The 22,723-nt window shown below is 62.9% G+C and carries 22 protein-coding genes; 13 read left to right on the top strand and 9 right to left on the bottom strand.

The annotated features are described in order from the left end of the window. Window positions 1–4 precede the first annotated feature (4 nt). On the bottom strand, window positions 5–652 hold the full coding sequence (locus AC1DVN_RS21965; RefSeq protein ID WP_080910440.1) for a hypothetical protein: 648 nt from the start codon (window positions 650–652) through the stop codon (window positions 5–7). Between the two features lie 440 nt (window positions 653–1,092). Between AC1DVN_RS21965 and AC1DVN_RS21960 the strand changes: the two genes are divergently transcribed. After that, the gene (locus tag AC1DVN_RS21960) at window positions 1,093–1,647 is read left to right on the top strand and encodes a LysM peptidoglycan-binding domain-containing protein (RefSeq protein ID WP_019748325.1); all 555 of its coding nucleotides are present in this window, start codon (window positions 1,093–1,095) and stop codon (window positions 1,645–1,647) included. A 12-nt stretch (window positions 1,648–1,659) separates the two neighbouring features. Here AC1DVN_RS21960 and AC1DVN_RS21955 read toward each other — a convergent pair whose 3' ends face one another. Then, entirely contained in the window at window positions 1,660–2,391 is a 732-nt protein-coding gene (locus AC1DVN_RS21955; RefSeq protein ID WP_041814987.1) for a TetR/AcrR family transcriptional regulator, read from the bottom strand. Between the two features lie 197 nt (window positions 2,392–2,588). Between AC1DVN_RS21955 and AC1DVN_RS21950 the strand changes: the two genes are divergently transcribed. From AC1DVN_RS21950 to AC1DVN_RS21930, 5 genes are all read left to right on the top strand, one after another. Next, the gene (locus AC1DVN_RS21950; RefSeq protein ID WP_042951823.1) at window positions 2,589–4,148 is read left to right on the top strand and encodes an amino acid permease; all 1,560 of its coding nucleotides are present in this window, start codon (window positions 2,589–2,591) and stop codon (window positions 4,146–4,148) included. A 2-nt stretch (window positions 4,149–4,150) separates the two neighbouring features. Next, window positions 4,151–4,984 (top strand): urea amidolyase associated protein UAAP1, encoded by an 834-nt coding sequence (locus AC1DVN_RS21945; RefSeq protein WP_477846753.1) that lies wholly within the window; start codon window positions 4,151–4,153, stop codon window positions 4,982–4,984. Beyond that, the gene (locus tag AC1DVN_RS21940; RefSeq protein WP_021332947.1) at window positions 4,981–5,634 is read left to right on the top strand and encodes an urea amidolyase associated protein UAAP2; all 654 of its coding nucleotides are present in this window, start codon (window positions 4,981–4,983) and stop codon (window positions 5,632–5,634) included. The genes AC1DVN_RS21945 and AC1DVN_RS21940 overlap by 4 nt, the downstream gene beginning before the upstream one ends. Next, a complete protein-coding gene (locus AC1DVN_RS21935; RefSeq protein WP_477994217.1) occupies window positions 5,631–7,613 on the top strand; it encodes a 5-oxoprolinase/urea amidolyase family protein in 1,983 nt (660 codons plus the stop codon). The genes AC1DVN_RS21940 and AC1DVN_RS21935 overlap by 4 nt, the downstream gene beginning before the upstream one ends. Before the next feature lie 159 nt (window positions 7,614–7,772). Further along, window positions 7,773–8,138 (top strand): AraC family ligand binding domain-containing protein, encoded by a 366-nt coding sequence (locus AC1DVN_RS21930; RefSeq protein ID WP_133728024.1) that lies wholly within the window; start codon window positions 7,773–7,775, stop codon window positions 8,136–8,138. Here the strand turns inward: AC1DVN_RS21930 and AC1DVN_RS21925 are convergent. The 4 genes from AC1DVN_RS21925 to AC1DVN_RS21910 are packed head-to-tail and all read right to left on the bottom strand — an operon-like array spanning window position 8,116 to window position 11,681. Beyond that, window positions 8,116–8,898, bottom strand: coding sequence for a Fic/DOC family protein (locus AC1DVN_RS21925; protein ID WP_477846752.1), 783 nt, complete (start codon window positions 8,896–8,898; stop codon window positions 8,116–8,118). The two genes, AC1DVN_RS21930 and AC1DVN_RS21925, sit on opposite strands and share 23 nt — an antisense overlap. Further along, entirely contained in the window at window positions 8,895–10,328 is a 1,434-nt protein-coding gene (locus AC1DVN_RS21920) for a putative nucleotidyltransferase substrate binding domain-containing protein (RefSeq protein ID WP_223257836.1), read from the bottom strand. The genes AC1DVN_RS21925 and AC1DVN_RS21920 overlap by 4 nt, the downstream gene beginning before the upstream one ends. 49 nt (window positions 10,329–10,377) lie before the next feature. Continuing rightward, entirely contained in the window at window positions 10,378–11,262 is an 885-nt protein-coding gene (locus AC1DVN_RS21915) for a DUF5995 family protein (RefSeq protein ID WP_020969555.1), read from the bottom strand. A 53-nt stretch (window positions 11,263–11,315) separates the two neighbouring features. Beyond that, complete coding sequence (locus tag AC1DVN_RS21910) at window positions 11,316–11,681, bottom strand: RidA family protein (RefSeq protein ID WP_019748335.1); 366 nt, start codon at window positions 11,679–11,681, stop codon at window positions 11,316–11,318. Between the two features lie 98 nt (window positions 11,682–11,779). Here AC1DVN_RS21910 and AC1DVN_RS21905 point away from each other — a divergent pair, with 98 nt between their 5' ends. From AC1DVN_RS21905 to AC1DVN_RS21890, 4 genes are read left to right on the top strand one after another with little or no spacing between them, the layout of a single operon-like run. Further along, window positions 11,780–12,817: an Rv2578c family radical SAM protein gene (locus AC1DVN_RS21905; protein WP_069146537.1), complete on the top strand. Its 1,038-nt coding sequence runs from the start codon at window positions 11,780–11,782 to the stop codon at window positions 12,815–12,817. Between the two features lie 37 nt (window positions 12,818–12,854). Beyond that, window positions 12,855–14,279: a 3' terminal RNA ribose 2'-O-methyltransferase Hen1 gene (locus tag AC1DVN_RS21900; RefSeq protein ID WP_021344197.1), complete on the top strand. Its 1,425-nt coding sequence runs from the start codon at window positions 12,855–12,857 to the stop codon at window positions 14,277–14,279. After that, a complete protein-coding gene (locus tag AC1DVN_RS21895; protein ID WP_477994216.1) occupies window positions 14,276–16,819 on the top strand; it encodes a polynucleotide kinase-phosphatase in 2,544 nt (847 codons plus the stop codon). The genes AC1DVN_RS21900 and AC1DVN_RS21895 overlap by 4 nt, the downstream gene beginning before the upstream one ends. A 36-nt stretch (window positions 16,820–16,855) precedes the next feature. Beyond that, entirely contained in the window at window positions 16,856–17,524 is a 669-nt protein-coding gene (locus tag AC1DVN_RS21890) for a class I SAM-dependent methyltransferase (protein ID WP_070386082.1), read from the top strand. Here the strand turns inward: AC1DVN_RS21890 and AC1DVN_RS21885 are convergent. Next, window positions 17,485–18,714, bottom strand: a complete 1,230-nt coding sequence (locus AC1DVN_RS21885) for an MFS transporter (RefSeq protein WP_477846750.1) — start codon at window positions 18,712–18,714, stop codon at window positions 17,485–17,487. The two genes, AC1DVN_RS21890 and AC1DVN_RS21885, sit on opposite strands and share 40 nt — an antisense overlap. A gap of 70 nt (window positions 18,715–18,784) precedes the next feature. Here AC1DVN_RS21885 and AC1DVN_RS21880 point away from each other — a divergent pair, with 70 nt between their 5' ends. Both AC1DVN_RS21880 and AC1DVN_RS21875 read left to right on the top strand, forming a co-directional pair. After that, window positions 18,785–19,840, top strand: a complete 1,056-nt coding sequence (locus AC1DVN_RS21880; RefSeq protein ID WP_283308943.1) for a LacI family DNA-binding transcriptional regulator — start codon at window positions 18,785–18,787, stop codon at window positions 19,838–19,840. Further along, window positions 19,807–20,460, top strand: coding sequence for a hypothetical protein (locus tag AC1DVN_RS21875; protein WP_477846749.1), 654 nt, complete (start codon window positions 19,807–19,809; stop codon window positions 20,458–20,460). Before AC1DVN_RS21880 ends, AC1DVN_RS21875 begins: the two co-directional genes overlap by 34 nt. A gap of 95 nt (window positions 20,461–20,555) precedes the next feature. Here the strand turns inward: AC1DVN_RS21875 and AC1DVN_RS21870 are convergent, their stop codons facing one another. Next, entirely contained in the window at window positions 20,556–21,374 is an 819-nt protein-coding gene (locus tag AC1DVN_RS21870) for a helix-turn-helix domain-containing protein (RefSeq protein ID WP_097387384.1), read from the bottom strand. Window positions 21,375–21,463: 89 nt separating this feature from the next. Here AC1DVN_RS21870 and AC1DVN_RS21865 point away from each other — a divergent pair, with 89 nt between their 5' ends. Then, window positions 21,464–21,835: a cupin domain-containing protein gene (locus AC1DVN_RS21865; protein ID WP_020969562.1), complete on the top strand. Its 372-nt coding sequence runs from the start codon at window positions 21,464–21,466 to the stop codon at window positions 21,833–21,835. Here AC1DVN_RS21865 and AC1DVN_RS21860 read toward each other — a convergent pair whose 3' ends face one another. Further along, window positions 21,836–22,564 carry an HD domain-containing protein gene (locus tag AC1DVN_RS21860; protein WP_477846748.1) on the bottom strand — a complete coding sequence of 243 codons (729 nt, stop codon included), beginning with the start codon at window positions 22,562–22,564 and terminating at the stop codon, window positions 21,836–21,838. Between the last annotated feature and the right edge of the window lie 159 nt (window positions 22,565–22,723).

Raw genomic sequence — 22,723 nt, 5'->3', positions numbered from 1 at the left:
CTTGCTATCTGGGGAGTGGCGGCAACTCGTTGAGCATCGCGCGCAGGAGGCCCGGATCGCTGCGATCCGATCGAGGTGGGGGACAGCGCGAAAGATCGAGCAGTGTCGGGAAGCCCCACAGAACGCGACCTGGATCCACCCTGTCCACCGCCGAGTACCAGTGGGTGAGCGGCTCGGCGAGCGCCGCGTGAAGCTCGAAATGCCGTCGTCGGCGGCTGGGGTCTCCTTCGCGCTGCAGTCGAAGTTGCTTCGGTGACGGTATCGAGATGACGGTCAGATCCGCGAGACCCAGTTCGAGGCGCGTAAAAGCCGTCTCGACTGCCTCGAGCTCGTACTCGAATCGCTCCCGAGGTGCGGCGCCCACCGCGGCGAGACACCAGCTGTAGTGCAGTTTCAGCGGGTCGCTGTCGCAGAGCGCGATCCCGGTTCTCGATTCGAGTTCTTCCGCTTGCGACCATCGCTTCGAATTGACGGTTGCCCAGTAACTTGCCTGGACGTCGAGATCCGTGCCGTCCGGCTCGCGCCCCGTGGGCTGATACTCGGCGACGAATCCTTCCGGTGCCGTTTGTCCACCGAGTTGGGTTCGGCACCAGGTGGTCTTGCCGGCGGCGCTGGGTCCTTCTACTGCGACGATCACCAGTTCATTCTCCATAATGATTGGGGCGGTTGGTTTTTGCTCGTTGCCAGGACTCTCTTAACATTTGAATGGGGCTGTTTTGCGTTCCGACACGGCCTGTTTCGGTGCGGGGGGTCACAAAATCGCAGTGACGGTTGCCACATAACGGACGGATAACGATCGGTATGGTTGAAGCTCGAATCAACTAGTTGACCTGTGGTTATTTCTTGAATCTCGACTGAATCTGGTACGGCAGTGCCGGAAAACTGCCCCGTGACCAATCCGTGACCATCGCCTACGGTCGTTGACAGCCCGAAACTACCGGGCAAACACCGACCCGCAACTGCGTGCTTCTGCCCCGCGGGTCCGGTACTCCCGAAACCTTCGCGGGGCAGGAGTGAAACAGACGAGTCGATCGACGAGACGTGAAAGCGTCCGGGCCGACCTCGTCCGCGGTAGCGGAGAGGATTTACCCAATGACCAGCATCACCTTCAAGCGCGCCCTCGGCGCAGTTGCAACCGCAGGCGCAGTCGTCGCAATCCCGCTCGCCATGAGCACCGGCACCGCTTCGGCAGCCGGCCACGACTGGTCCGGAGTCGCAAACTGCGAGTCCTCCGGTAACTGGGCCGCCAACACCGGAAACGGCTTCTACGGCGGACTGCAGTTCACACAGAGCACCTGGAACGCGTTCGGTGGATCGGGCAACGCTGCCAACGCCAGCCAGTCTGAGCAGATCCGTGTCGCCGAGAACGTTCTCGCAGGCCAGGGCGTCGGCGCATGGCCCGTCTGCGGTCAGTACCTGACCACCGGCACCACCGCAGGCAACTACGAGGCCGCAGCAGCCCCCGTCACCGCTGAGGCTTCCGTCGAGTCGGCTCCGGCAGCAAGCACCGGAAGCGGCAACTACGTGGTCAAGGCAGGCGACACCCTGTCGAAGATCGCTGCTGCACACGGCATCTCGCTCGAGAACCTCGCCAGCCAGGTCCCGAACATCAACCTGATCTTCCCGGGACAGTCCCTCTCGGTCTAGTCTCGTGGCCGTTTAGGTCCTCATTGCGTCGAAATTGTCCGGAGCTGATGCAGCCCCGGACAATTTCGGCGTTTCTGCGTTCGCAATTAGCTCTGCCGCTTCCGTGTGGATGGGATCAAGATCCTGGCGCCACCCCAGAATGTGCAGTGCCGACCCGGCGATGACGGCGGCGTTGGGGATCGGGGTGCCTTCGAGTGCGTCGGCTCGCGCGCTGATCACGCTTTCTACCAGGCGAAACGGAAGCTCGGCCAGGTGAGTTGATGCTGGATCGTCAATCGCGTCGAGCACTGCCTGGGCGAGGGCCCGGTATTGCTCGCGAAGCCGATCGCGATCGGCTCGGAACGACATGAACCTGTCGCTTCTCAGTTCCGGCAAGAGATAGAGGACACCGAGGTTCCACCGTCCGGTGATCAGTTGGGCCGCGTCGATGTACGAAAGCGCGTACAGCTTCACCTCGGGTGAGGTGCCGCGTGGCCTGAGATTCTCCGCGAAGTCGAGCGCCGGAGTCACGGTGTCGGCGAGCAGTGCAACCAGGATGTCGTCCTTGGTGGCGAAATGGTTGTACAGCGACGCCTGACGCATTCCGACTGCTTCGGCGATGTGGCGTGTCGACGTCGCGGCGAAGCCTCGGGTGGTGAACAGTTCAGCGGCTGCATCCAAGATCTCCGCCCGGGCAGTCCCACCCGGGCGTCGGCGAGCGGTCAGGCGGGGTCGTCCGGGGCCGGCGTTGGTCACGCCTTCCATAGTGGCAGGCTCTGGCCTTACATGCGGGGTGGCCGTCGCTGTGAGCATTCGGTCACGTGCTCGAAACGTACTCAACGAGCCTGTTACAGAATCAGGCGAATCGTATACGCGGGCGTCACCTGCGGCGAGTGGATTTCGCGAAAACTATCAATCGACAGTTATTCGCCTCTGAATCGCTTCGCCGAAGGAGTACGCCGTTGAGTGCAACCACCCCGGCTGCGCAGCCCACCACCGCATCCGCACTCGCCTCTTCGCCTCACGACGACGGTGACCTCGCGGAGTTCGGCTACGAGCAGCAGCTGCATCGATCGCTGGGAAAGTTCGCGTCGTTCGCCGCGGGCTTCTCCTTCGTTTCCATCCTGACCACGATCTTTCAATTGTTCGGCCTCGGTTTCGGTTTCGCGGGTCCGGCGTTCTTCTGGACCTGGCCCGTCGTATTCATCGGTCAGTTCATGGTGGCCCTCAACTTTGCGGAACTTGCTGCCAGATATCCGATTTCGGGTGCCATCTACCAGTGGTCGCGGCGGATGGGTGGTGAAATCGTCGGCTGGTTCGCGGGTTGGTTCATGATTCTCGCTCAGATCGTCACCGCGTCGGCCGCCGCGATCGCCTTGCAGGTCGTGCTCCCGAATGTGTGGAGCGGGTTCCAGATCATCGGTGAGGACAGTGCACTCACCTCCTCGAGCGGTGCTGCCAATGCCGTGCTGCTCGGATCGGTACTTCTGGTTCTGACCACCTTCATCAACTGCATCGGCGTCAACTGGATGTCGCGTATCAACAACATAGGCGTGACCTGCGAAATCGTCGGTGTCATCGCGGTGATCGGGATGTTCTTCACCCACGCTCAGCGCGGACCGGACGTCGTCTTCGACACCGGCAGTGCCGGCGGTCAGCCGGGATACGCCTGGGCGTGGATCATGTCCGGACTGATGGCTGCCTACGTCATGGTCGGCTTCGGTTCGGCAGGCGAACTGGCCGAGGAGACCCGCAACCCCCGACGCGTCGCACCTCGTACGATCCGTCTTGCACTCTCCGCTTCCGCACTCGGCGGCGGCTTGATGATCCTCGGCGCGTTGATGGCAGCGCCCTCACTCACCGACGGACGCCTGGCCACGGAAGGTTTGCCATACGTACTGACCTCTATTCTGAGTTCGCCGTGGGGCACGGTCTTGTTGATCGACGTCTCGATCGCAGTGTTCGTGTGCACCTTGGCCATTCAGACTGCTGCTTCACGGCTGATGTTCTCCATGGCCCGCGACGGGCGGCTTCCTGCCTCGCAGGTACTGGCAAAGGTCAACCCCCGCACCGGAACACCTATCGCGCCGTCCGTCCTCATCGGTCTGGTCTGCATTGCCGTCCTGGCCGTCAACGTAGGCAACTCGGCAATTTTCGCAACCCTGTCCAGCGTATGCATCATCTTGATCTACTTGGCCTACCTCATGGTGACCGTGCCGCTGCTGGTTCAGCGTCTCAAGGGATGGCCTCGCACGGCAGTCGGCCCCAAGTTCGACGCCGAAGGCAAAAAGCTTTTCTCCCTGGGCATCTGGGGAGTTCCGGTCAACATCGCCGCGGTTGTGTACGGCGCGCTGATGGTGATCAACCTGTCCTGGCCACGAGCCGAGATCTTCAACCCCACCGGGGAGTACCCCATTCTGCAGTGGGCCGCGCCCATCACGGTAGCGCTGGTCGTGGGGCTGGGAGTCGCTTGCTTCCCACGTGGCCGCGCCACCCCGAATCCCGTCACGATCGGAGCCTGACCATGAGTACTCAGACCACCGCCGGAGCGCGCGAGCATGCCCGGTCCCAGGCCGGAACAATCACAGACTCCATGCCGGTGTTGCCGGCCACCCGCTGGCCGAACCCGCCCGACGACGTCGCTCCCGAACGTCTGACCTGGGCTGAAACAGTGCCGGGTGGGCGATACACGACCAAGGTTCTCGCCCGAGGAACCCGATTGCGACTTCGCGACATCGTCGGCAGCGCCTGTGCAAACATCTTGCTATACCGCGCCGACGCCCCCTGGGAGCGTCTCAACGTCGCCGATACCGTCAAGGTGCCATGGCAGGCCTATCTCGGTGTCGGGCACCCGTTGCTCTCCGATCAGGGGCGAGTCCTCGCGACGGTGGTCGCCGACACGTCGGGGCACCACGACGCGTTCTGTGGAACGACGTCACGCGCTACCAACGAGGCGAAGTACGGGCAGGGTTCGCTGCACAGTGCCTCACCCGCCGGTCGTGAACTGTTCACCGTCGCTGCCGCGAAGAACGGACTCGGGCCGCAGGACATAGCGCCACCGTTGTCCTTCTTCCATGGTGTCCGCGTCGAGGCGGACGGCGCTCTCACCAGTACGGGTTCCGCCGGCGCCGGCGCGACGGTCGACCTTCTGATCCACCTGCCGGTCATCGTGATGATCGCCAACACCGCGCACCCACTCGATCCGGCGCTGGAGTTTCCCACCACGTCCCTCGAAGTGCTCGCGTGGAACGCGGCCGACGAACTCGGCAGCCGTGACGATCTCGGGCCGGAATACCAACGCGCAGTGCTCAATACCGAAGACGCCTGGACGGCTTCGAACCTGGAGGAGATCGCATGACCACCACCCTGGATGTCCCCGCCCTCGTTCCCGGAACGGTGATCCTCGACGAGATTGCTGACGCGTTCGGGCCGTGGTCCGCAGTTGTCCGCGCCGGCGACGTCCTGACAATCGTCGATCTGCACGGAAATCAAGCCGTCGACACACTCGTCTTTGCCGGTGACGATCACAGCGTTCGGTACTCGGCAGCAGCGACGGTCACAGCGCAGCAGAATCTGTTTCTGACCACAGGATCCGTGCTCCGAAGTGACGACGGAACTCCACTCATGACCCTGGTCGCGGACGAGGTCGGAAACCACGACACCGTCGGCGGAGCGTGCTCACAGGAATCGAACACCCTGCGATACGGCCACCACACCAAGCATCAGCACGCGTGCGTAGAGAACTTCCTCGTCGAGGGCGCAAAATGGGGGCTCGGCAAGCGGGACCTGGTGTCCAACATCAACTTCTTCATGAACGTCCCGGTCGACCCCGACGGCACACTCGGAATCGTCGACGGACTGTCTGCGCCAGGCAAGCGGCTCGCGTTGCGTGCCGAACGCGACGCGCTCGTCCTCGTGTCCAACTGCCCGCAGATCAACAACCCGTGCAACGGCTTCGATCCGACGGCCGTCCGCATGATCGTCACACGGCCGGAGGCAGACGAATGAACGCAAAACTGACCATCGTGCGTCCCGGAATGTTGACGACGGTTCAGGACTATCCAGGGCGCGTCGGGTACTGGCAGATCGGTGTCCCACCGTCGGGCCCGATGGACGACCTGTCGTTTCGGTTGGGAAACACCGCACTCGGAAATCCCGAAGGCGCACCCGGCATCGAATGCGCGATGGCCGGACCTGCGATGACGTTCGACGAGGACACCACGGTGTGCGTCACGGGCGCTCCGGTGTCTGTGACCGTCGACGGCATCGCCCACGGTCAGTGGCGTCCTGTTTTCGTCCCCGCTGGAGCGGTGCTCGACGTCGGGACGCTCAGCGGCCCAGGACTGCGCATCTACGTACTCGTACAGGGCGGAATCGAGACCGACGACTATCTCGGCAGTGCGTCGACCTTCACCCTGGGCAGGTTCGGTGGACACGAAGGTAGGACTTTGCGGGCGGGGGACGTTCTCAAACTCGGACAGGCGACCGGGGCAGCGGGAGGTGTTCCCGCCGAGCATGTTCCGGCGATACACACGTGCTGGGAACTTGCGGTGACCGAGGGCCCGCACGGGGCGCCGGAGTTCTTCACCCGCTCCGACATCGACACGCTGTACGCGACCGAGTACGAGGTCCACTTCAACTCCGACCGCACCGGAGTCCGGTTGATCGGTCCGAAACCTGACTGGGCCAGAACCACCGGCGGCGAAGCGGGACTTCACCCTTCGAACATCCACGACAACGCGTATTCGATCGGTGCACTCGACTTCACCGGCGACACGCCCATCCTCCTCGGACCCGACGGACCGAGCCTCGGCGGCTTCGTCTGCCCGATCACGGTGGTGTCTGCTGATCGCTGGAAGCTCGGACAGTTGGCTCCCGGGAACAAGATTCGCTTCGTGCCGGTCCGCGCCGACCGGGCAGCTTCCCGCCGTGACCTCGGAGTATCGCGTCGAGCGTCCAATTCGGTTGTTCATTCCTCCGGTGGTGACGGCGACGACGGCGTCATAGCTCGCCGTGACGGCGACACCGCGGTCACGTACCGGCGCTCAGGCGATGACAATGTGTTGGTCGAATACGGCGACATGAATCTCGACCTGGCGCTACGTGCGCGTGCACATGCACTGCATCAGCGACTCGAAGCCGAGAAGCCGGCCGGACTACTCGATCTCACCCCGGGAATCCGCAGCCTGCAGGTCCGCGTCGACCCGGACGTGCTGCCCGTCGGCAAACTGATGGGAATGCTCGCCGAGGCGGAGGACACCTTGCCTGCGGCCAACGAACTCGTTGTGCCCAGTCGCACTGTGCGGATGCCACTGTCGTGGGACGACCCGGCTACGCGCGAAGCGATCCAGCGGTACATGCACGGAGTGCGTGCGGACGCGCCGTGGTGCCCGTGGAATATCGAGTTCATCCGCCGGATGAACGGTCTCGAATCCGTGAACGACGTGTTCGACACCGTTTTCGGCGCCGAATACATGGTGCTCGGGCTCGGCGACGTCTACCTCGGAGCTCCGGTCGCGACGCCGCTCGACCCACGTCATCGCCTTGTCACGACCAAGTACAACCCCGCCCGCACCTGGACCCCCGAAAACGCCGTCGGGATCGGTGGGGCTTACCTCTGCATCTACGGCATGGAAGGCCCAGGTGGGTACCAGTTCGTCGGACGTACGACGCAGGTGTGGAATCACCGTCACCCCGCGAAGTCGGGCCCGTTCGAGGAGGGCACTCCCTGGTTGCTGCGATTTTTCGACCGGATCTCCTGGTACCCCGTCGAGCCGGAAGAGCTGATGGATCTGCGCGCGGACACTGCGGCCGGCCGCGGCGGGGGAGTCGAGATCGAGGACGGCAGCTTCTCGCTGGCTGAGCATCAGGAGTTCCTCGCGTCGTACTCGCGCTCGATCGAGGAGTTCCGCGCGATGCAGTCCGTCGCATTCGGAGCCGAGCGTCAGCGCTGGTCCGACGCGGGAGAGTTCGCGCTGCCCGGTTGATGGTCGAGTGAGCACCCTTTTCTTCGAGTGAGCACCGCTTCCAGCGTGTCGGAAGCGGTGCTCACTCAGCAGTAACGGTGTTCAGTCCGCGGTGGTTGTCATCATTGGTCATTCATGGTTGGTCATTGTGGAGGTCGACGAGGTGAGCGACACTCAGCCATGCGATTCGTGACACTGCCCCAAGGAAGCCTGGACGCCGACGAGTACGGCAGCCGGAACATCACCATGATGCAGCTCGCCCGTTCGGTGGACGGTGGAGAATTCAGGAGTCACTTCGCGTGGTGTCGGCCGAACAGCCTGTTGGGGAAGCACTCTGCGAACCTCTGGCAGCTGTACGTCGTCGTGGACGGCTCGGGCTGGGTAGCCGAAGGCGACGGTCGACGGGTCTCGATGGCGTCAGGCGAGGCAGTGTTGTGGAGCCCTGGCGAGATCCACGAGTCCGGTTCGGATCACGGGATGCTTGTGGTGATAGTGCAAAGCGGCACTCCGTTCACCGGGCTCGTCAGGGAGTCAGAGCGCGATTGAACAGATCGATGAACGGGCGAGGCGACGGGGTCCCGGTGGGCCGGAAAGGCGCAGAATCCCTGGACGCGGATACCCACTCGGTTCTGCTCACCCGCGACAAGTCGAGCTGATATCGGGTGTCGGCGGCGAGTCGGTGCAGGAAGAGTGTTCCGGTTCGCCCGTTTCCTTCCCGAAACGGGTGGGCATGATTGAGCGTCGAGTACACCGATGCGAGCGCGAACGACGCAGCGCCGTGATCGAGCGCTACCCAATCGACGGCGGCGATGATCTCTTCCACCTCGGACAGGTAGTTCCGAATCGCCGAGACCGGAGCAAACGTTGCCGCACCTTTCCTGATGTCGACGGTTCTGATGTGTCCGGCCCACTGGTACAGATCTTGGAAAACGTGCTGGTGAAGTAGGAGAAGTTCGGCTGTGTCTCGCGTGTGCGGTACGAGGTCGCCGCCGAGATGCGCCTCACCCAGACGAAGCGCGGTCGCCGCGAACTCGAGTGATTGCAGTGCGGCGGGATCTCGCACGTCGAAATTGTTCTCGAGCACCGATGTACCGCGATAGACGTACGGCGCTGATCTTCGCCAGCGGATCCGCGGGGGAATTGGTGACGACAGGCCGACGGCTCGCGCCAATTCCTGCTCGAAATACTCACGCCGAGAGAGCATCCCGATCATGACGGCCTCGAGTTCCGCGATCTGCTCGTTACTCGGATCCCAGCCTTCGAGGCGCTCCGCCGCCAGAACCTGTTCGAGCGCAGTGCGATTCACGGGTCGATGTCGGGTAGCGCCGACGCGGACGCGGCATATTCGAGTCGTCGTTGCACACCTGCGACCTCGCGCACTGCATTGCTCAGCAAGCTCCGCGAGAGCGGAGTGAGTTCGGAGATCACGACTTCGTCGGTCGGTGGCCGACCTGCCGCGAACTGATCGGTCTGGTGGCGGACACGAATCTGCTGCAACACCTCGAAAGATTCGATCAGTACCTGGGCGTCGTCGTCGAGTAGGAAACCGCTTCCCGCTGCAGCCTTGAGACGTTCGAGTGTCGAACTCGTGCGGGCGCCCACGGAAATCCCCGCCCATCGAGCGATGTTCACGATCGGTTGGACGGCGCTGGCTTTGAGGTCGACGGTTCCGGTCCGACGCGTCATCACGTCCTTGAACGAATGGAGCTTTGCCTTGTCTCCGACCGCTTCGCGAAGGAGCAGTCGCATGACGGCCGGGTGCAGTCGCAGTTGATCCAACGCCGCAGGGCGAGGATCCAACGCCGGATCGCCTGCGACGACGCGGGCATCCGCCAGCATCGACAACATGACCAGGGCTTGGTCCTGGTACGGATTGGATACCCATTTCCGCAGCGCAGTGCGCCATTGTGGGAGCGTCCGAGCAAACCTGGCCTGGGTCGCGACGGCGTTCTTGGTGTCGCGAGGGAACCCGCAGAGATCGAGGATGTCGTGGATGGTCTTCGCGGCGTCGGCTCCCTCGTGATGAGATTCGCCGCCCCACACCAGCGCACTGTCGATATCCGAAGAGGGGAGCGCTTCACGCCTGGCGACGCTGCCGAGCGACAGCCACGCGAAATCCGGTCGCTCGTCTCCGCCCACCACCAATTCGATGGCTCGCCTGACCGTCACGTCGATCAGCACGGCCAGCGTCGCGCCGATGTCGAGCGGTGAGACCCGTGAGGCCACCAATTCCGTCACCAGAACAGGGACCGCGCGGGCTGTTTCGACGAGGTGGGCGTCGTCCTGTGCTGTGGCGAGCGCTGCGCGCAGTTCGAAACCCTGATTGGTGGCCGAAGTCAGGAGGTCGCTGAGTTCGAGCACACCCATCAGTGCGCCTGCCTCGGTCACGACCGGGAGATGGCGCAATCCGTACTCGAGCATGTCGGTCACGGCGTCGGCGCCCAATCGATCCGGATCGACTGTCACTGCTGACGGCGTCATCACTGTTGATACCGGCTGATTGCTGTCGATACCACCGACTACCACGCGAGCGCGTAGGTCACCTTCGGTGAAGATTCCGAAACCGCTTGTCTCCGTCGGGATCACAACAGCACGGCGGCCCGCATCGGTCATCAACTTCGCGGCCTCGCGGATGGTTGCCTGGCCGTCGCAGACAATTGCGGGCCCGCGCAACAGGTCTCGCACCCGGCGCATGGCGGGACTCTGGATGCCTTGCCCCGCCGAGTGCCCCGTCATGGGGTCATTGTCGCAGGTGTGTCCGTTTCAGGCAGCGGAGGGTGAGATGTCAGAGACCGCCGAGTCGCGAGAGTACGTCGAGAGCGGAATCCGTAGTACGCCAGAGTGCGTCGATCTCCTGTTCTGCGCCGGGACGTGTCTGCGGATTCTGGAGGGCGAATCCGTTGGCCAGTGTGATGGTGTTGTATCCGCTGTCGGCGGCGCGGAGCAGCAGTTCCGAGGGCTGCGAGTTTCCGGCCAATCGGTCGAGTCCTTCGCCGACGAAGTAGAACCGCCAGAGCGGCCCCAGATCGGCGTCGTACTCGGCCTTGGTGAGGGTCACGATCGAACCACCCTTGACGGCAATGGAATCGACGATTTTGTAGAAATCCGTGACATCCTCCGCAGTGGTTCCGGACGTGGCGACGGCGTGAGCGAGGTCGACGGTGAGATGCGCGTTGTAGCCGGCCATGGCAACCCGTGCTGGACTGGCATCGCACTGACGTGTCAGGGCGAAGTAGTTGGTCCACGCCGGATCGGTGGGAGTACCGGTGAACTCCGCATGGACGTTCACCAGGTACCTGCGCAGCAATTCGAAGCTGACGGAATGGGCCCACTCGTCATCGGCGAAGGCCGCAGGGTCTCGCTGCAGCGGCATCACCGCCTCGTGTTCGACAGCGTCGAGGCCGATGGAGAACAAGCCTCGCCAATCGTGGTGTGAGACGAGGATCGACGTGATCTCACGATGACGTTCGACAGCGGTCTCGAGCCGAGGCAGTCCGGCACCGTTCAGCGTCGTGACGTCGCTGAGTTCGGCAATCCGGCCTACCTCGGCATTGCTCAACTGGCTGCCGCAAGCCGTCGAAAGACTCTCGCCCGGATCTGCGAGTGCAGAACCGGGCGAGAGGAAAGCGGCGGTGATGCCGAGCGCGAGCGTCAACGGATACAGCCGCATCGGTTTCATCGGCTCAGACTAGGCGCCCATTTCACAAATGTCCGGATTGGCGATCAGCTGAGAACCGCGTCGGCCTCGATCTCGATGAGCAGAGCGGGGTCGATCAGCGAGCTGACCTCGAGGATGGTCGTGGCGGGACGAATCTCGCCGAACACTTCACCGTGCGCGAGAGCGGCCTGCTCCCACTGCGTCATGTCGCGCAGGTACATGCGAGTGCGGATGACGTCGTCGAGCGAGGCGCCGGCCTCGGCAAGTGCTGCCTTGATAGTTTCGAGCGCTGCGCGGGTCTGATCTGTGAGGGTCTCACCAGGAGCGGTGGTGCCAGAGACTGCGATCTGGTTACCGATGCGCACGGCACGGGAGTAACCGATCTTGGGTTCCCATTCGGAACCGGACGAAATATTGATTCTGTTCGACATGCCCCGAATTCTGCCAACAACTCCCCGGCCGTGGTGAGGCACGGTCGGGTATTCGCTCCATCTTGACATACCTTAGAACAAGTGTTCGACTTGGGGCCATGAGGTGGTCGGGTCAGGCATTGGATGCAGATGACGGAGCGCTACCCGGACTCGAACGGGCCGGGTTGGTTCGCTCCGTGCAGACTCCCGAGTTCGAGGGAATCACGTTTCACGAGGTGCTCTGCAAGAGCGCGCTCAACAAGATGCCCGAAGAGTCGACGTTGCCGTTCAGCTTCACCGTCAACGCTTTTCGTGGTTGCTCGCACGCATGCCGATATTGCTTCGCGAGACCGAGTCACGAGTACCTCGACCTCGACGCCGGCGCGGATTTCGATTCCCAAGTGGTCGTGAAGACGAACATTGCCGCGGTGCTCCGCAAGGAATTGGCGCGAAAGTCCTGGAAACGGGAGGCAGTGGCACTGGGTACCAACACTGATCCTTATCAGCGAGCGGAGGGCCGATACCGCTTGATGCCCGGCATTATTCGCGCGTTGACCGAATCGGGAACTCCCTTCTCGATCTTGACGAAGGGAACTCTGCTCCGACGGGACCTGCCGCTGTTGAAGATGGCGGCGGCGCAGGTCGACGTCGGAATCGGAGTGTCATTGGCGATCAACGACGCTGCACTTCAGAAGCAGATCGAGCCTGGTACCCCGTCACCGCGGGCGCGTCTCGAGATGATCCGGGCCATCACCGACGCGGGATTCTCGTGCAATGTCATGGTGGCGCCGGTCATTCCGTTCCTCACCGATTCCACCAGTCACCTCGACGGTCTGTTCGAGGCACTGTCCGAAGCCGGTGCGACGAGTGTGACGGTCTTCCCGATGCACCTGCGGGGGAGTACTCGGGGTTGGTTCATGAATTGGCTTGCTCAGGAACATCCGGCACTCATCCGTCGCTACCGCGAGCTGTACGGGCGGGGTGCGTATGTCACTCCCGAATACAAGCGTTGGCTCGCAAGCCGTGTCGAGCCATTGGTCGAGCGTCATGGGTTGGGTGGTCGTTCGGAGCATCGAGATGTCAGTGCAGCTGGCAGTGAATCGCGTGAGGCGCCTCGGGAACTGGTGGGTGCGGGAGCAGCTCTCACCTTGTTCTGACGGCCGCGGGCGCGTAAATCGGAGGCGCCCCGGACGTTTGCCGGGCTACATTCGCCTGGTGCTACTCACACTGACGTCCACCCCGACCCCGCAGACTCCTGATGCGACCGCGTTGAGCTACCTGCTGCACAAACATCCCGACCGCGTGCAAAGCTTCGACTTGGCGATCGGCACCGCCACGGTTCTGTACCCGGAGGCCACGGCCGAAAAGACCACGGTGGCAGTGATTGTGGACGTCGACCCCATCGAACTTGTGCAGAGTAGGTATCGACGCGGCAAGAGTGGCGACAACTTTTCGCTGGGGGAGTACGTCAACGATCGGCCGTATGCGGCGTCGTCCATACTCTCGGTTGCTCTATCGAAGCTGTTTCGCACCGCGTTGACGGGAACGTGCAAGTCGCACCCGGAACTCGTCGGAGCCGAACTCGCGTTGACCGTCTCGATTCCGGTGGTTCCGTGTGGCGGCGATGCGGAATTGCCTCGTCGGCTGTTCGAGCCGCTGGGCTGGGACGTGACCGCGATACCGGTGCAGCTTGATCCGCACCTACCGACGTGGGGAAACTCCGACTTCGTGTCGCTGACACTGACCGGGGAACACACGGTGCAGAGTGCCCTACGGCACCTCTACGTGCTGTTGCCCGTCCTCGACGATGTGAAGCACTACTGGGTGGGACCTGACGAGGCAGACAAATTGATCCGCGTCGCTGGAGAGTGGTTGGCGTCGCATCCGGATTCCGCGCTGATCATGTCCCGCTACCTGGCTCGTCGACGCGACCTGGTCGAATCGGTGGTCGATCGACTGATTCCCGAACAAGCTGAGGCGCAGATCGAAGCACCGAGACCGGATCCGCCGCTGGCACGCCTTCGCGTCGACGCAGTTTTGGCGACGCTTCAGCGACTGCACGTGAGAACAATTGTCGACATCGGTTGTGGCGAAGGTAAATTGCTCGAGGCGCTGATGCCGCACGCTCGATTCGACAAACTTGTCGGCGTCGATGTGAGCGCGCGCGAACTGACCCGGGCGCAACGCAGATTGAAGTTCACCGAAATGTCCGACGTCCAGCGTGAACGTGTGTCTTTGATGCAGTCGTCCGCGACGTACCGCGACGCACGCTTGAAAGGCTTCGACGCAGCCGTGCTGATGGAGGTGGTCGAGCACGTAGACACGGCGCGCCTGCCGGCGCTGGTCAGATCGGTCTTCGTGGACGCAGCACCGCAGTATGTGCTGCTGACTACTCCGAATGCCGACTACAACGTGCTGTATCCGGCATTGGCCGCGGGAGAGTTCAGGCACCCCGATCACAGGTTCGAGTTCTCACGGACCCAATTCGACGACTGGGCAACCGAAACGGCCCGAGTCCACGGCTATTGCGTGGAGTTCGAATTTATCGGAGCAATTGATCCGGTCCTCGGCGGGCCGACACAGATGGCAATCTTCACGAAGGAGGCACGAACGTCATGACGGTGTACGAGATTCCAGATCTCGCCCTGGTAGTACTCATCGGCGTCAGTGGCTCGGGAAAGTCGACCTTTGCGGCGCGCCACTTCGGTGAGTACGAAACCCTCTCGAGTGACACATTCAGAGGGTGGGTCAGTGACGATCCGAACTCACAGGAGTCGACGTCCGATGCTTTCGAAGTGCTGGAGTTCGTCGCGGCCAAGCGTTTGCGACGCGGACGCCTCACGGTGATCGACGCGACCAACGTCCAGCCCGCTGCGCGCAAGCGACTCGTTGCGTTGGCTCGCGAGCACGACATACTGCCGGTGGCAGTCGTGCTCGATGTTCTGGAATCGGTCTGCTCTGCACGAAACGACGCTCGCTCTGACCGGACGTTCGGACGCGACGTGATTCGCCGCCAGCACCAACAGTTGACTCGCTCGCTCCGCGGGTTGGGTAAGGAAGGTTTCCGTTCGGTTCACATCCTCAGAGGTGAGGACGCGGTTTCCGAAGCCACATTCTTGCGCCACCCGCTCCGCAGCGATCTGCGTGTCGAGCGTGGTCCGTTCGACGTCATCGGTGACATCCACGGATGTCGAAGTGAGCTCGAGACGCTCCTCGTGAAACTCGGCTACACCGTCGACTTCGGGACGGATGGCAGAGCTGTCGATGCGGTGCCGCCGGACGGGCGAACTGCCGTCTTCCTCGGTGACTACGTGGATCGAGGTCCGGATTCGGTCGGTGTGCTGCGTCTGGTCATGGGGATGGTCGCGGCGGGACATGCGATAGCGGTTCCGGGTAACCACGAGAACAAACTCGTCAAGGCGCTGCGCGGTAAGAAGGTCACGCCGAGTCACGGACTCGCCGAGACCCTCGAGCAGATGGCCACCGAGTCGGCGGAGTTCCGCGAAAGCGTCGTCGACTTCTGTGACGGTCTCGTCGCGCACCTCGTCCTGGACGACGGCAAACTCGTTGTCGCGCACGCCGGTCTCAAGGAGGACTACCACAACAGGGCGTCCGGCCGAGTGCGAAGCTTTGCGCTCTACGGTGAAACCACCGGTGAGACGGACGAATTCGGCTTGCCCGTTCGGTACCCGTGGGCGCAGGACTACCGAGGATCAGCGATGGTCCTCTACGGTCACACTCCGGTGCACGAGGTGGAATGGATCAACAACACCGCGTGCCTCGACACCGGCTGCGTGTTCGGTGGATCCCTCACCGCCCTTCGATACCCGGAACGAGAGATCGTGTCGGTTCCGGCGAAGCAGGTTTGGTACGAGCCGGTGGTACCGCTGGCACCGCCGACTCGCGATCCGGACGTGCTCGATCTCGCCGACGTCCTCGAAACAACAGGCGTCGACACCGAACTGCGCGGTCGAGTGTCCGTTCGCACCGACAACGCTGCCGGCGCCTTGGAAGTGATGAGCCGATTCGCCGTCGCGCCGCAATGGCTGCGGTACCTACCGCCGACCATGGCGCCCTGCGCGAGCGCCCAATCCGATGATTATCTGGAACACCCGTCGACCGCGTTCGACGCATACCGGGCCGGCGGAATCGGAACAGTGATCTGCGAAGAGAAGCACATGGGTTCGCGGGCAGTGGTGCTCGTGTGCCGTGATCGATCGGTTGCTCAGTCCCGCTTCGACGCACCGGATGCGCTCACCGGGATGGTGCACACCCGCACCGGCCGCCAGTTCTTCGACGACGACCTGACTCAGCAGTTGATCGACGACATCGCCGCCGCAGTCACCTCCGCTGGGTTGTGGGAAGAGTTGGGCACCGACTGGCTGCTCCTCGACTGCGAACTGTTGCCGTGGAACGTCAAAGCGGAAGGTCTGCTGCGCTCGCAGTACGCGTCGGTCGCGGCGGCCGTGCGATCAGACCTCACAGCTCGCGAGGCCGTGTTGGCGCAGGCCGGGGCGCGGGGCCTGGACGTGGCGGAGATGTTCGAACAGACAACTGTTCGGGCCGCCAGTATCGAGCGCTTCGGAGAGGCCTACCGACGGTACGTGTGGCCGACGAACGGACTGGACGGCGTCACCATCGCGCCGTTCCAGATTCTGGCGGCCGAGGGCAAGTCGTACGGGGAACGGGATCACGAATGGCACCTCGGTATTTCGGACCGCCTGGCCGCGGCCGACCCGAATCGATTTACCACTACACGTCGCCTGGTGGTCGATCTCGGTTCCGAAGACTCGGTGTCCGAAGCGACGAAGTGGTGGGAGTCACTCACCGGTGACGGTGGTGAGGGGATGGTCGTCAAACCGCTGGCGAATCAGATTCACGGACCGCGGGGGTACAACGCGAAGGTTCAGCCGGGGATCAAGGTCCGCGGCCGGGAGTACCTGCGATTGATCTACGGTGCCGACTACCTCGAACCGTCGACTCTTGCGAGATTGCGTAACCGCAACCTCGGACACAAGCAGTCGATGGCGCTGCGCGAGTACGCGCTCGGCATGGAGGCGGTATCCAGGCTCGTCGACCGTGAACCTTTGTGGCGAGCGCACCAGGCCGTGTTCGCAGTGTTGGCTCTCGAATCGGAGCCGGTCGACCCGCGGTTGTGACGGCCGGTGCCCGGGCTCGGATTGATACCGTCGGGTATGGGTGTGATTGCGCGCTTGGACGGTTTCAACCGACGCCATCCGTGGAGTCACAACGATCACTACGGCCGGTGGGTTCTACGTAATCTGCGCGGGGTCAGGTCCGGTCGCGCTCTCGACGTGGGGAGCGGGACCGGCAATCTGATCGACCTCTTGCGGCGGCGGTTCGACGTGGTGGTCGGTGTGGAACCTGACCTGACGACGTCGGCCGCCGTGCGCGCAAGGTTTGTCGACGACGAGAACGTGATCATCGAAGCGCGGCGGATCGAGGACTTTGCATACGAGGCGAAGTACGACGCGATCACAGTCGTTGCAGCGTTGCACCATCTTCCACTCGAGGAGTCGATGAAGCGGCTGAGCGGCCTGCTCGAACCGGGCGGCCGGCTCGTCGTGGTCGGGTGTTATCGATCGACCACAGCCACCGACGCACTCCTGTCGGTGTTGGCGACCGTGTGCAATCCCGTTGTCGGCGTCGTCAAGCATCGACGGGTTGCCTCCGAGCCACTGAAGGCGATGACGGCTCCCACCGCGGAACCGGGTGAGTCGATGGCTGACGTCCGACGCGCGGCCGCGTTGTGTTTGCCAGGTAGCCGGATCAGGAGACGACTGTTCTGGCGATACACCCTGATCTACGACGCGACCGTCGCTGCCGCGTCGGTGGGGGAGTGAGTAGACCGCTGCGGTTCGCGGGGAAATGCGCGTCGGCCGAACCCGACTATCACCAACGAACCGATCATCAGAGTGGCCCCGATGCCCGCCAGATGTGAGAGCCCGCCACCGTCGACGACGGCAGAGCCGAGCAGAGCGCCCGTTGCAATCGCGATCTGGAACACGACGACGTAGACGGCGGAGGCTCGGTCGGTCCCGATCGGAACGGCGCGCAGAACCGAGGATTGGAGGCAGATCGGAACGGTGGTGAACGCCGCACCCCACAAGATCGTGGCGACGACGGCGAACGCTCCCATCGACGGCGCCAAGAGCCAGAAGATGGCCAGCGCGCCTGCCACCGTCGCGATCGAGATGAGCGTGAAGAGACGCGGTCGGCGGTCGTAGTACTTGCCGGCGACCCACACTCCGACTGCGCCGGCGGCGCCGTAGACCAGAAGCATCGCGGTACGGATGCCACCGGACGAGCCGAGGCTTTCCTCCACCAGAAGTGTGAAGAACGTGTACGAAGCGAACTGCCCCAGGGCGGCAAACAGCGTTGCCGCGCAGATGACGGCGAGTGCCCGTTTCATCTCCGGTGTCGGCTTCGGCTTGTCTCGCTTGCTCCGATGGTGTTGATCGACCGACATTTCGGGCAACGCACGATGCAGTGAGAAAGCGATGACCACTGCCACCGCGCCGATTGCCGCCGACGCAGTCCGCCAACCCCAGGACTGGCCGATCGCCGAAGACAGTGGACCTCCGAGAACAAATGCGAGAGACGTACCGGCATACACCATCGCGATTGCCTTGCCCTGTTGTCCGCGCGGAACCAGAGTGGCTGCGACCGGGGCAACGACAGCCCAGAACACTCCGTGCGTCGCAGCGCAGAGCAATCGTCCGATCACCAGCATCGGATAGTTGACGGCCAATGCTGCGACCAGTTGCGACACCGCGAGGGTGGCCACCGTCAGAACGACAACGCGTCGGCGCGGCCAGGTTTTGACCGCTCCGATCAGCGGAAGCGTCAAGACCGCGACACCGTATGCGTAGAAGGTCAGCAGTAGGCCGACACGCCCTTCGGTGACGTCGAGATCCGTCGAGATTTCGCTGAGCAGTCCGACGGGGAGCATTTCGGCCGTCACGTAGGCGAAGGCTGCTCCGGCCAGTGTCATCAGCCGTAGCGTGGTTGCCTTCGGCAGTCGAACAGTCATGTTGTGTAACGATACATGTATCGATACACACCTGCGCAATGGATATTTTGCACTCGCTATGCTGATGCTCATGGCCATACGTGCGCAGCGTTCGAGTCGACCGACGATGGCCGACGTCGCCAAGGCCGCAGGCGTGTCGGTGATGTCGGTGTCGTACTCCTTCGCACAGCCCGAGCGCGTGTCTGAATCAACGCGAGCCAAGGTGTTCGCCGCCGCCGAAGAGCTCGAGTACGCGGGCCCTAACCGGGCGGCGCAGTCCTTGCGGAGCGGGAAATTCAACAACATCGCGGTCGTCTTCAGCGAGAAGCTGACGTACGCCTTCGAAGACGCAGTAGCTCGGCGATTCCTCTCGGGAGTCGCCGAAGCGTGCCTGGATGCGAACGCCGGGCTGATGATGCTGCCGAACTCGGGGAAACCGGGAGACGTCGACAGAGTTCGCGACGCGGCAGTAGACGGTTTTGTCGTCTGGACCACCGTCTTCGACGATCCCATCCTCGACGCGATTGTCGGCACCGGAAAACCCGCATGCATCCAGGGTGGGCCGTTGCACGAGGGTGTGGATCTCGTCGGGATGGACGATGTTGCCGGCGCCGTTGCGATCGCGGCAGTCGGGTTGTCGGGGGCGCAGCGGCCCGCGGTGATCAGCCTTCCGTGGGATCGTGAGCGTCGGTCCGAGATTCGGATGGACGTGGTTTCAAGTGAAGCCTTCTTTCCGGTGTCCCGCCATCGGCTCGAGGGCTACGAGCGCGCCGTCCGCGACGCGGGCCTCGATTGGCCCTCGGTGCGGGTGGGGGTCGTCACCGTCAACGAGCGGAGCGAGGGTGCGCGGATGGCTCGGTCCCTTCTCGACGTTCCCGAGGGCCGAAGGCCCGATGTCATCTTGGCGATGAGTGACGAACTGGCTCTGGGGGTTCTGGACGCGATCCGTGAACTCGGCCTCGCGCTGCCCGACGATGTCGCAGTCGTCGGATGGGACGACACAACAGCCGCATCGGACGCCGGCTTGACCACAGTTCGCCAGTCCCTGTTTGATCAAGGGCGCAATGCAGCTCGCGTGGTTCTCGGGCTGGACGATGCGGTGGAGCCGGTCGAGTGGTCGGTGCGTCGGCGAACTTCGACACGATGATCACGCCGGTAGTGGTCGACGCTCTGAGTCTTCGGTGGTTCGTTCCTCCGGAATTGGGGGAGACCGTCCGGTGGGGACTCTCCTGGAATGTCGACAGCCCGAGCAGGTGGGCGGTAGTCGAGCCGGCGTGGCTCTTGACGGCGGAAGTGCGAACGAGTTCGAAACCATTGATGTGGAGACTGCCTTGCGAGGGGTCAGACATCCGGGAGCCGGTCCAGCCGGCGATCGCTCGCGTCGGCGCACTGCAATTCATGTTCGACGCCGAACTACCGTTGCCGTCTCGGATCGAAGCCGCGGGCGCTTTGCAACTACGCGCCGGAACTCCTCGTGACGACACAAATGCCCGTCAGGCGTGGACCGATTTCGACGAGAATGCCTCCACTACCGGAGTGGTTCGCCGTCTACGGCTGATGTCGATGGAGTCCGACATGCTGCCCGACCCGAAGTTTCCGCACGGCCCGAACTGGGGTTGGGCATCGAGGCAGTTCGTGTCCGGGTCCGAGCGGTTCTACGAATTGGCCCGCGCGCCTCGCGCGTTGCGCTCGTATCAGCTGACCGATCGTGAATACGGGCCGCGGCGCGAGGACCTCCTCCTGGTCGACCTCGAGACGGCTGCTTGATCGTTGGGACCTGACACCGTTTTCATTCAGTGGACACAGGCACCAGCTGACCGGAACCAGTGTCTGCTCGACGAAACCGGTGCCAGGTGCTTCGACTAGCGCGCTCTGCCGACCACGTTCAGTGCGTATTTACCGGGCGGCGCCCCGACATGCTTGACGAAGTGCCGCGACAGGTGGGATTGATCGTGGAATCCGACGTCGACGGCCACGTCCGCCAATTCGCGCCCGGCGAGGATTGCGCGTCGCGCCAGATCGATCCGACGTCCCGTCACGTACTTGTGAGGCGGAAGCCCGAAATGCTTCGCGAAGTTCTTGATCAGATACGTGGGGTTCCGTTGCAGGATGTTCGACGCTTCCCGCATCGTGATTCCCGTTGTGAGTCGCGCATCGAGCAGGTCCCGAAGTTGATCGGCAACGCGTTCGTCAACGGTCGGCGTGTGAAGGGATCGACCTGTGGCCGGTGTGAGGATCTTGTTCAATCTTTCAGCGAGGAACCTCAGGCGACTTTCGGCTTCGAGTGATTCGCCGTCCGGGCCGAGTGCAGAGTGCAGTTGATCGATGCGGTGGCGCAGTAGAGGGTCTCGAATCTCGGGGCTGTCCACCGCCGGGCCTATGAGGACCTCGCCGAGAACTGACGTGTCGAGGTAAAGGATTCGTTGACGAAATCCGGCCTCGGTGACCGGAACTCCGTCGTGTGCGATGCCTGGCGGCAACAGAGTCACGATCTCGGGTGCTGCGCCATGAGCGCGATGATCGAGGTCGTATGCAATCGTGCCGCGGTCGACGAGCATCAGAGACCACTGATCGTGCGTGTGTTTGGGATAGGCGTGTCCGACGAAATCGGCATGGAAGACCTCGGTGATTCCCGCGAGGCCCGGTGCCCACGCGGTGATCTGTGCGCCGCGGGGATCCATGTCAGAAACGTACAAGACGCAGCTGCCGCGGGTGACGAAGAGTGGCGGGGTCGTCATCGCGGTGGTGGCGCGCCCGAGGGAGGAACAACATGAACAGTTCGGCAACAGCGGTATCGCTCCGCGAGAAGTTCGGTCAGTTCACCGAGCACTGGTCGCCCAAGAAGATTGCGGTCCTCAATGATTACGAGATCAAGATCGTCAAGATCAAAGGTGAATTCGTCTGGCACTCCCACACCGACACCGACGAAATGTTCCTGGTGACGAAGGGGCAGATTCGAATCCAACTCCGAAACGGCGATGTTCCACTGGGGCCCGGTGAACTGTTCGTGGTACCTCGCGGAGTCGAACATTGCCCGATCGCCGAGGAAGAAGCGGAGGTGATGTTGATCGAACCCGTCGGCGTGGTGAATACCGGGAACGTCGGAGGACCGCGAACTGCAGTGCTCGAGGACTTTTCGTAGTTACCGGCTCTTCCAATCCAGGGGATTGGTACGCAACGGCAGGGCCATTCCCGATCTCCAGAGCGTCGCCGCGCGAGAGTGCGGACGGAGCTCGACCTCGCGCCGCATCGATTGCGCGAACTCGTCGGTGAACCCTGTTCGCGGGTACTCCGCGATTGTTGCATGAACAGTTGCTCGCGGAATTTCGGGCGCACGCCGACCGGCAACGTCGAAATGCGCTGCGGCATGCAGTAGATAGGCGTCAGCGCCCGCGCCGCGGTCGACGGTCAGATCCATGTGCAGACGGATCGCTTCGCCGATTCGCCGTACCGACCTCTCCGAAGTTCCCACTCGGGTCGCGAGTTCTTCTGCGTCTGCGGCACTGATGTAGGTGAAACACCCGTGCTCGGCCGATCCTTCTGCGCCCAGTCCGACATCGTGAAGGGCGCACGCAGTGAAGAGATCTTCGGGGTCGTACTCGATCGCATCGATCTGCGCGAAGGCGTCGGCCCAGATCCAGCAGCGCAGGCTGTGGTTCAAGACCGCGGGGGAGAGGGTTCCTCTGGCGTGATCGAGCGCTTCGCTGCACAGCTTGGTGTCCGGGAGTGGGCGTTTGCGCAGCTCGGGTGTGCGAGTGGGGTAGCGGCCGAGCCGCAGCCAGAGCATCGACGGCGTGCTCATGGCCTGCGTAGCAGCCGCGCGGGCCATGAGTTGTATCTGCTCGAGAGTGGTGAGCTCACCAGGGCGCATCGAATTCCTGTTCTGGGTGGGGGACAGCTGGATACGAATCTAGTTGGCAGGGAAACTTCTTCACAGATGTCTAATATCTGTCAATGACGGAAACACGGAATTATCCGAATATTGGTTGATAGCAAGTGCCATCCAACGGCAACCCCGAATCTGTAGCCT

The organism is Rhodococcus sp. P4_E4 (genome assembly GCF_056401575.1).
Note: the sequence above shows the minus strand (reverse complement) of the source record. Positions and strands in the feature narration are given on the sequence as shown.

What these genes read in the sequence shown, in the direction of transcription:
- AC1DVN_RS21965 (WP_080910440.1), bottom strand. Translation starts at nt 652, where the DNA reads ATGGAGAATGAACTGGTGATCGTCGCAGTAGAAGGACCCAGCGCCGCC.
- AC1DVN_RS21960 (WP_019748325.1), top strand. Translation starts at nt 1,093, where the DNA reads ATGACCAGCATCACCTTCAAGCGCGCCCTCGGCGCAGTTGCAACCGCA.
- AC1DVN_RS21955 (WP_041814987.1), bottom strand. Translation starts at nt 2,391, where the DNA reads ATGGAAGGCGTGACCAACGCCGGCCCCGGACGACCCCGCCTGACCGCT.
- AC1DVN_RS21945 (WP_477846753.1), top strand. Translation starts at nt 4,151, where the DNA reads ATGAGTACTCAGACCACCGCCGGAGCGCGCGAGCATGCCCGGTCCCAG.
- AC1DVN_RS21940 (WP_021332947.1), top strand. Translation starts at nt 4,981, where the DNA reads ATGACCACCACCCTGGATGTCCCCGCCCTCGTTCCCGGAACGGTGATC.
- AC1DVN_RS21935 (WP_477994217.1), top strand. Translation starts at nt 5,631, where the DNA reads ATGAACGCAAAACTGACCATCGTGCGTCCCGGAATGTTGACGACGGTT.
- AC1DVN_RS21930 (WP_133728024.1), top strand. Translation starts at nt 7,773, where the DNA reads ATGCGATTCGTGACACTGCCCCAAGGAAGCCTGGACGCCGACGAGTAC.
- AC1DVN_RS21920 (WP_223257836.1), bottom strand. Translation starts at nt 10,328, where the DNA reads ATGACGGGGCACTCGGCGGGGCAAGGCATCCAGAGTCCCGCCATGCGC.
- AC1DVN_RS21915 (WP_020969555.1), bottom strand. Translation starts at nt 11,262, where the DNA reads ATGCGGCTGTATCCGTTGACGCTCGCGCTCGGCATCACCGCCGCTTTC.
- AC1DVN_RS21910 (WP_019748335.1), bottom strand. Translation starts at nt 11,681, where the DNA reads ATGTCGAACAGAATCAATATTTCGTCCGGTTCCGAATGGGAACCCAAG.
- AC1DVN_RS21905 (WP_069146537.1), top strand. Translation starts at nt 11,780, where the DNA reads ATGAGGTGGTCGGGTCAGGCATTGGATGCAGATGACGGAGCGCTACCC.
- AC1DVN_RS21895 (WP_477994216.1), top strand. Translation starts at nt 14,276, where the DNA reads ATGACGGTGTACGAGATTCCAGATCTCGCCCTGGTAGTACTCATCGGC.
- AC1DVN_RS21890 (WP_070386082.1), top strand. Translation starts at nt 16,856, where the DNA reads ATGGGTGTGATTGCGCGCTTGGACGGTTTCAACCGACGCCATCCGTGG.
- AC1DVN_RS21885 (WP_477846750.1), bottom strand. Translation starts at nt 18,714, where the DNA reads ATGACTGTTCGACTGCCGAAGGCAACCACGCTACGGCTGATGACACTG.
- AC1DVN_RS21880 (WP_283308943.1), top strand. Translation starts at nt 18,785, where the DNA reads ATGGCCATACGTGCGCAGCGTTCGAGTCGACCGACGATGGCCGACGTC.
- AC1DVN_RS21870 (WP_097387384.1), bottom strand. Translation starts at nt 21,374, where the DNA reads ATGGATCCCCGCGGCGCACAGATCACCGCGTGGGCACCGGGCCTCGCG.
- AC1DVN_RS21865 (WP_020969562.1), top strand. Translation starts at nt 21,464, where the DNA reads ATGAACAGTTCGGCAACAGCGGTATCGCTCCGCGAGAAGTTCGGTCAG.
- AC1DVN_RS21860 (WP_477846748.1), bottom strand. Translation starts at nt 22,564, where the DNA reads ATGCGCCCTGGTGAGCTCACCACTCTCGAGCAGATACAACTCATGGCC.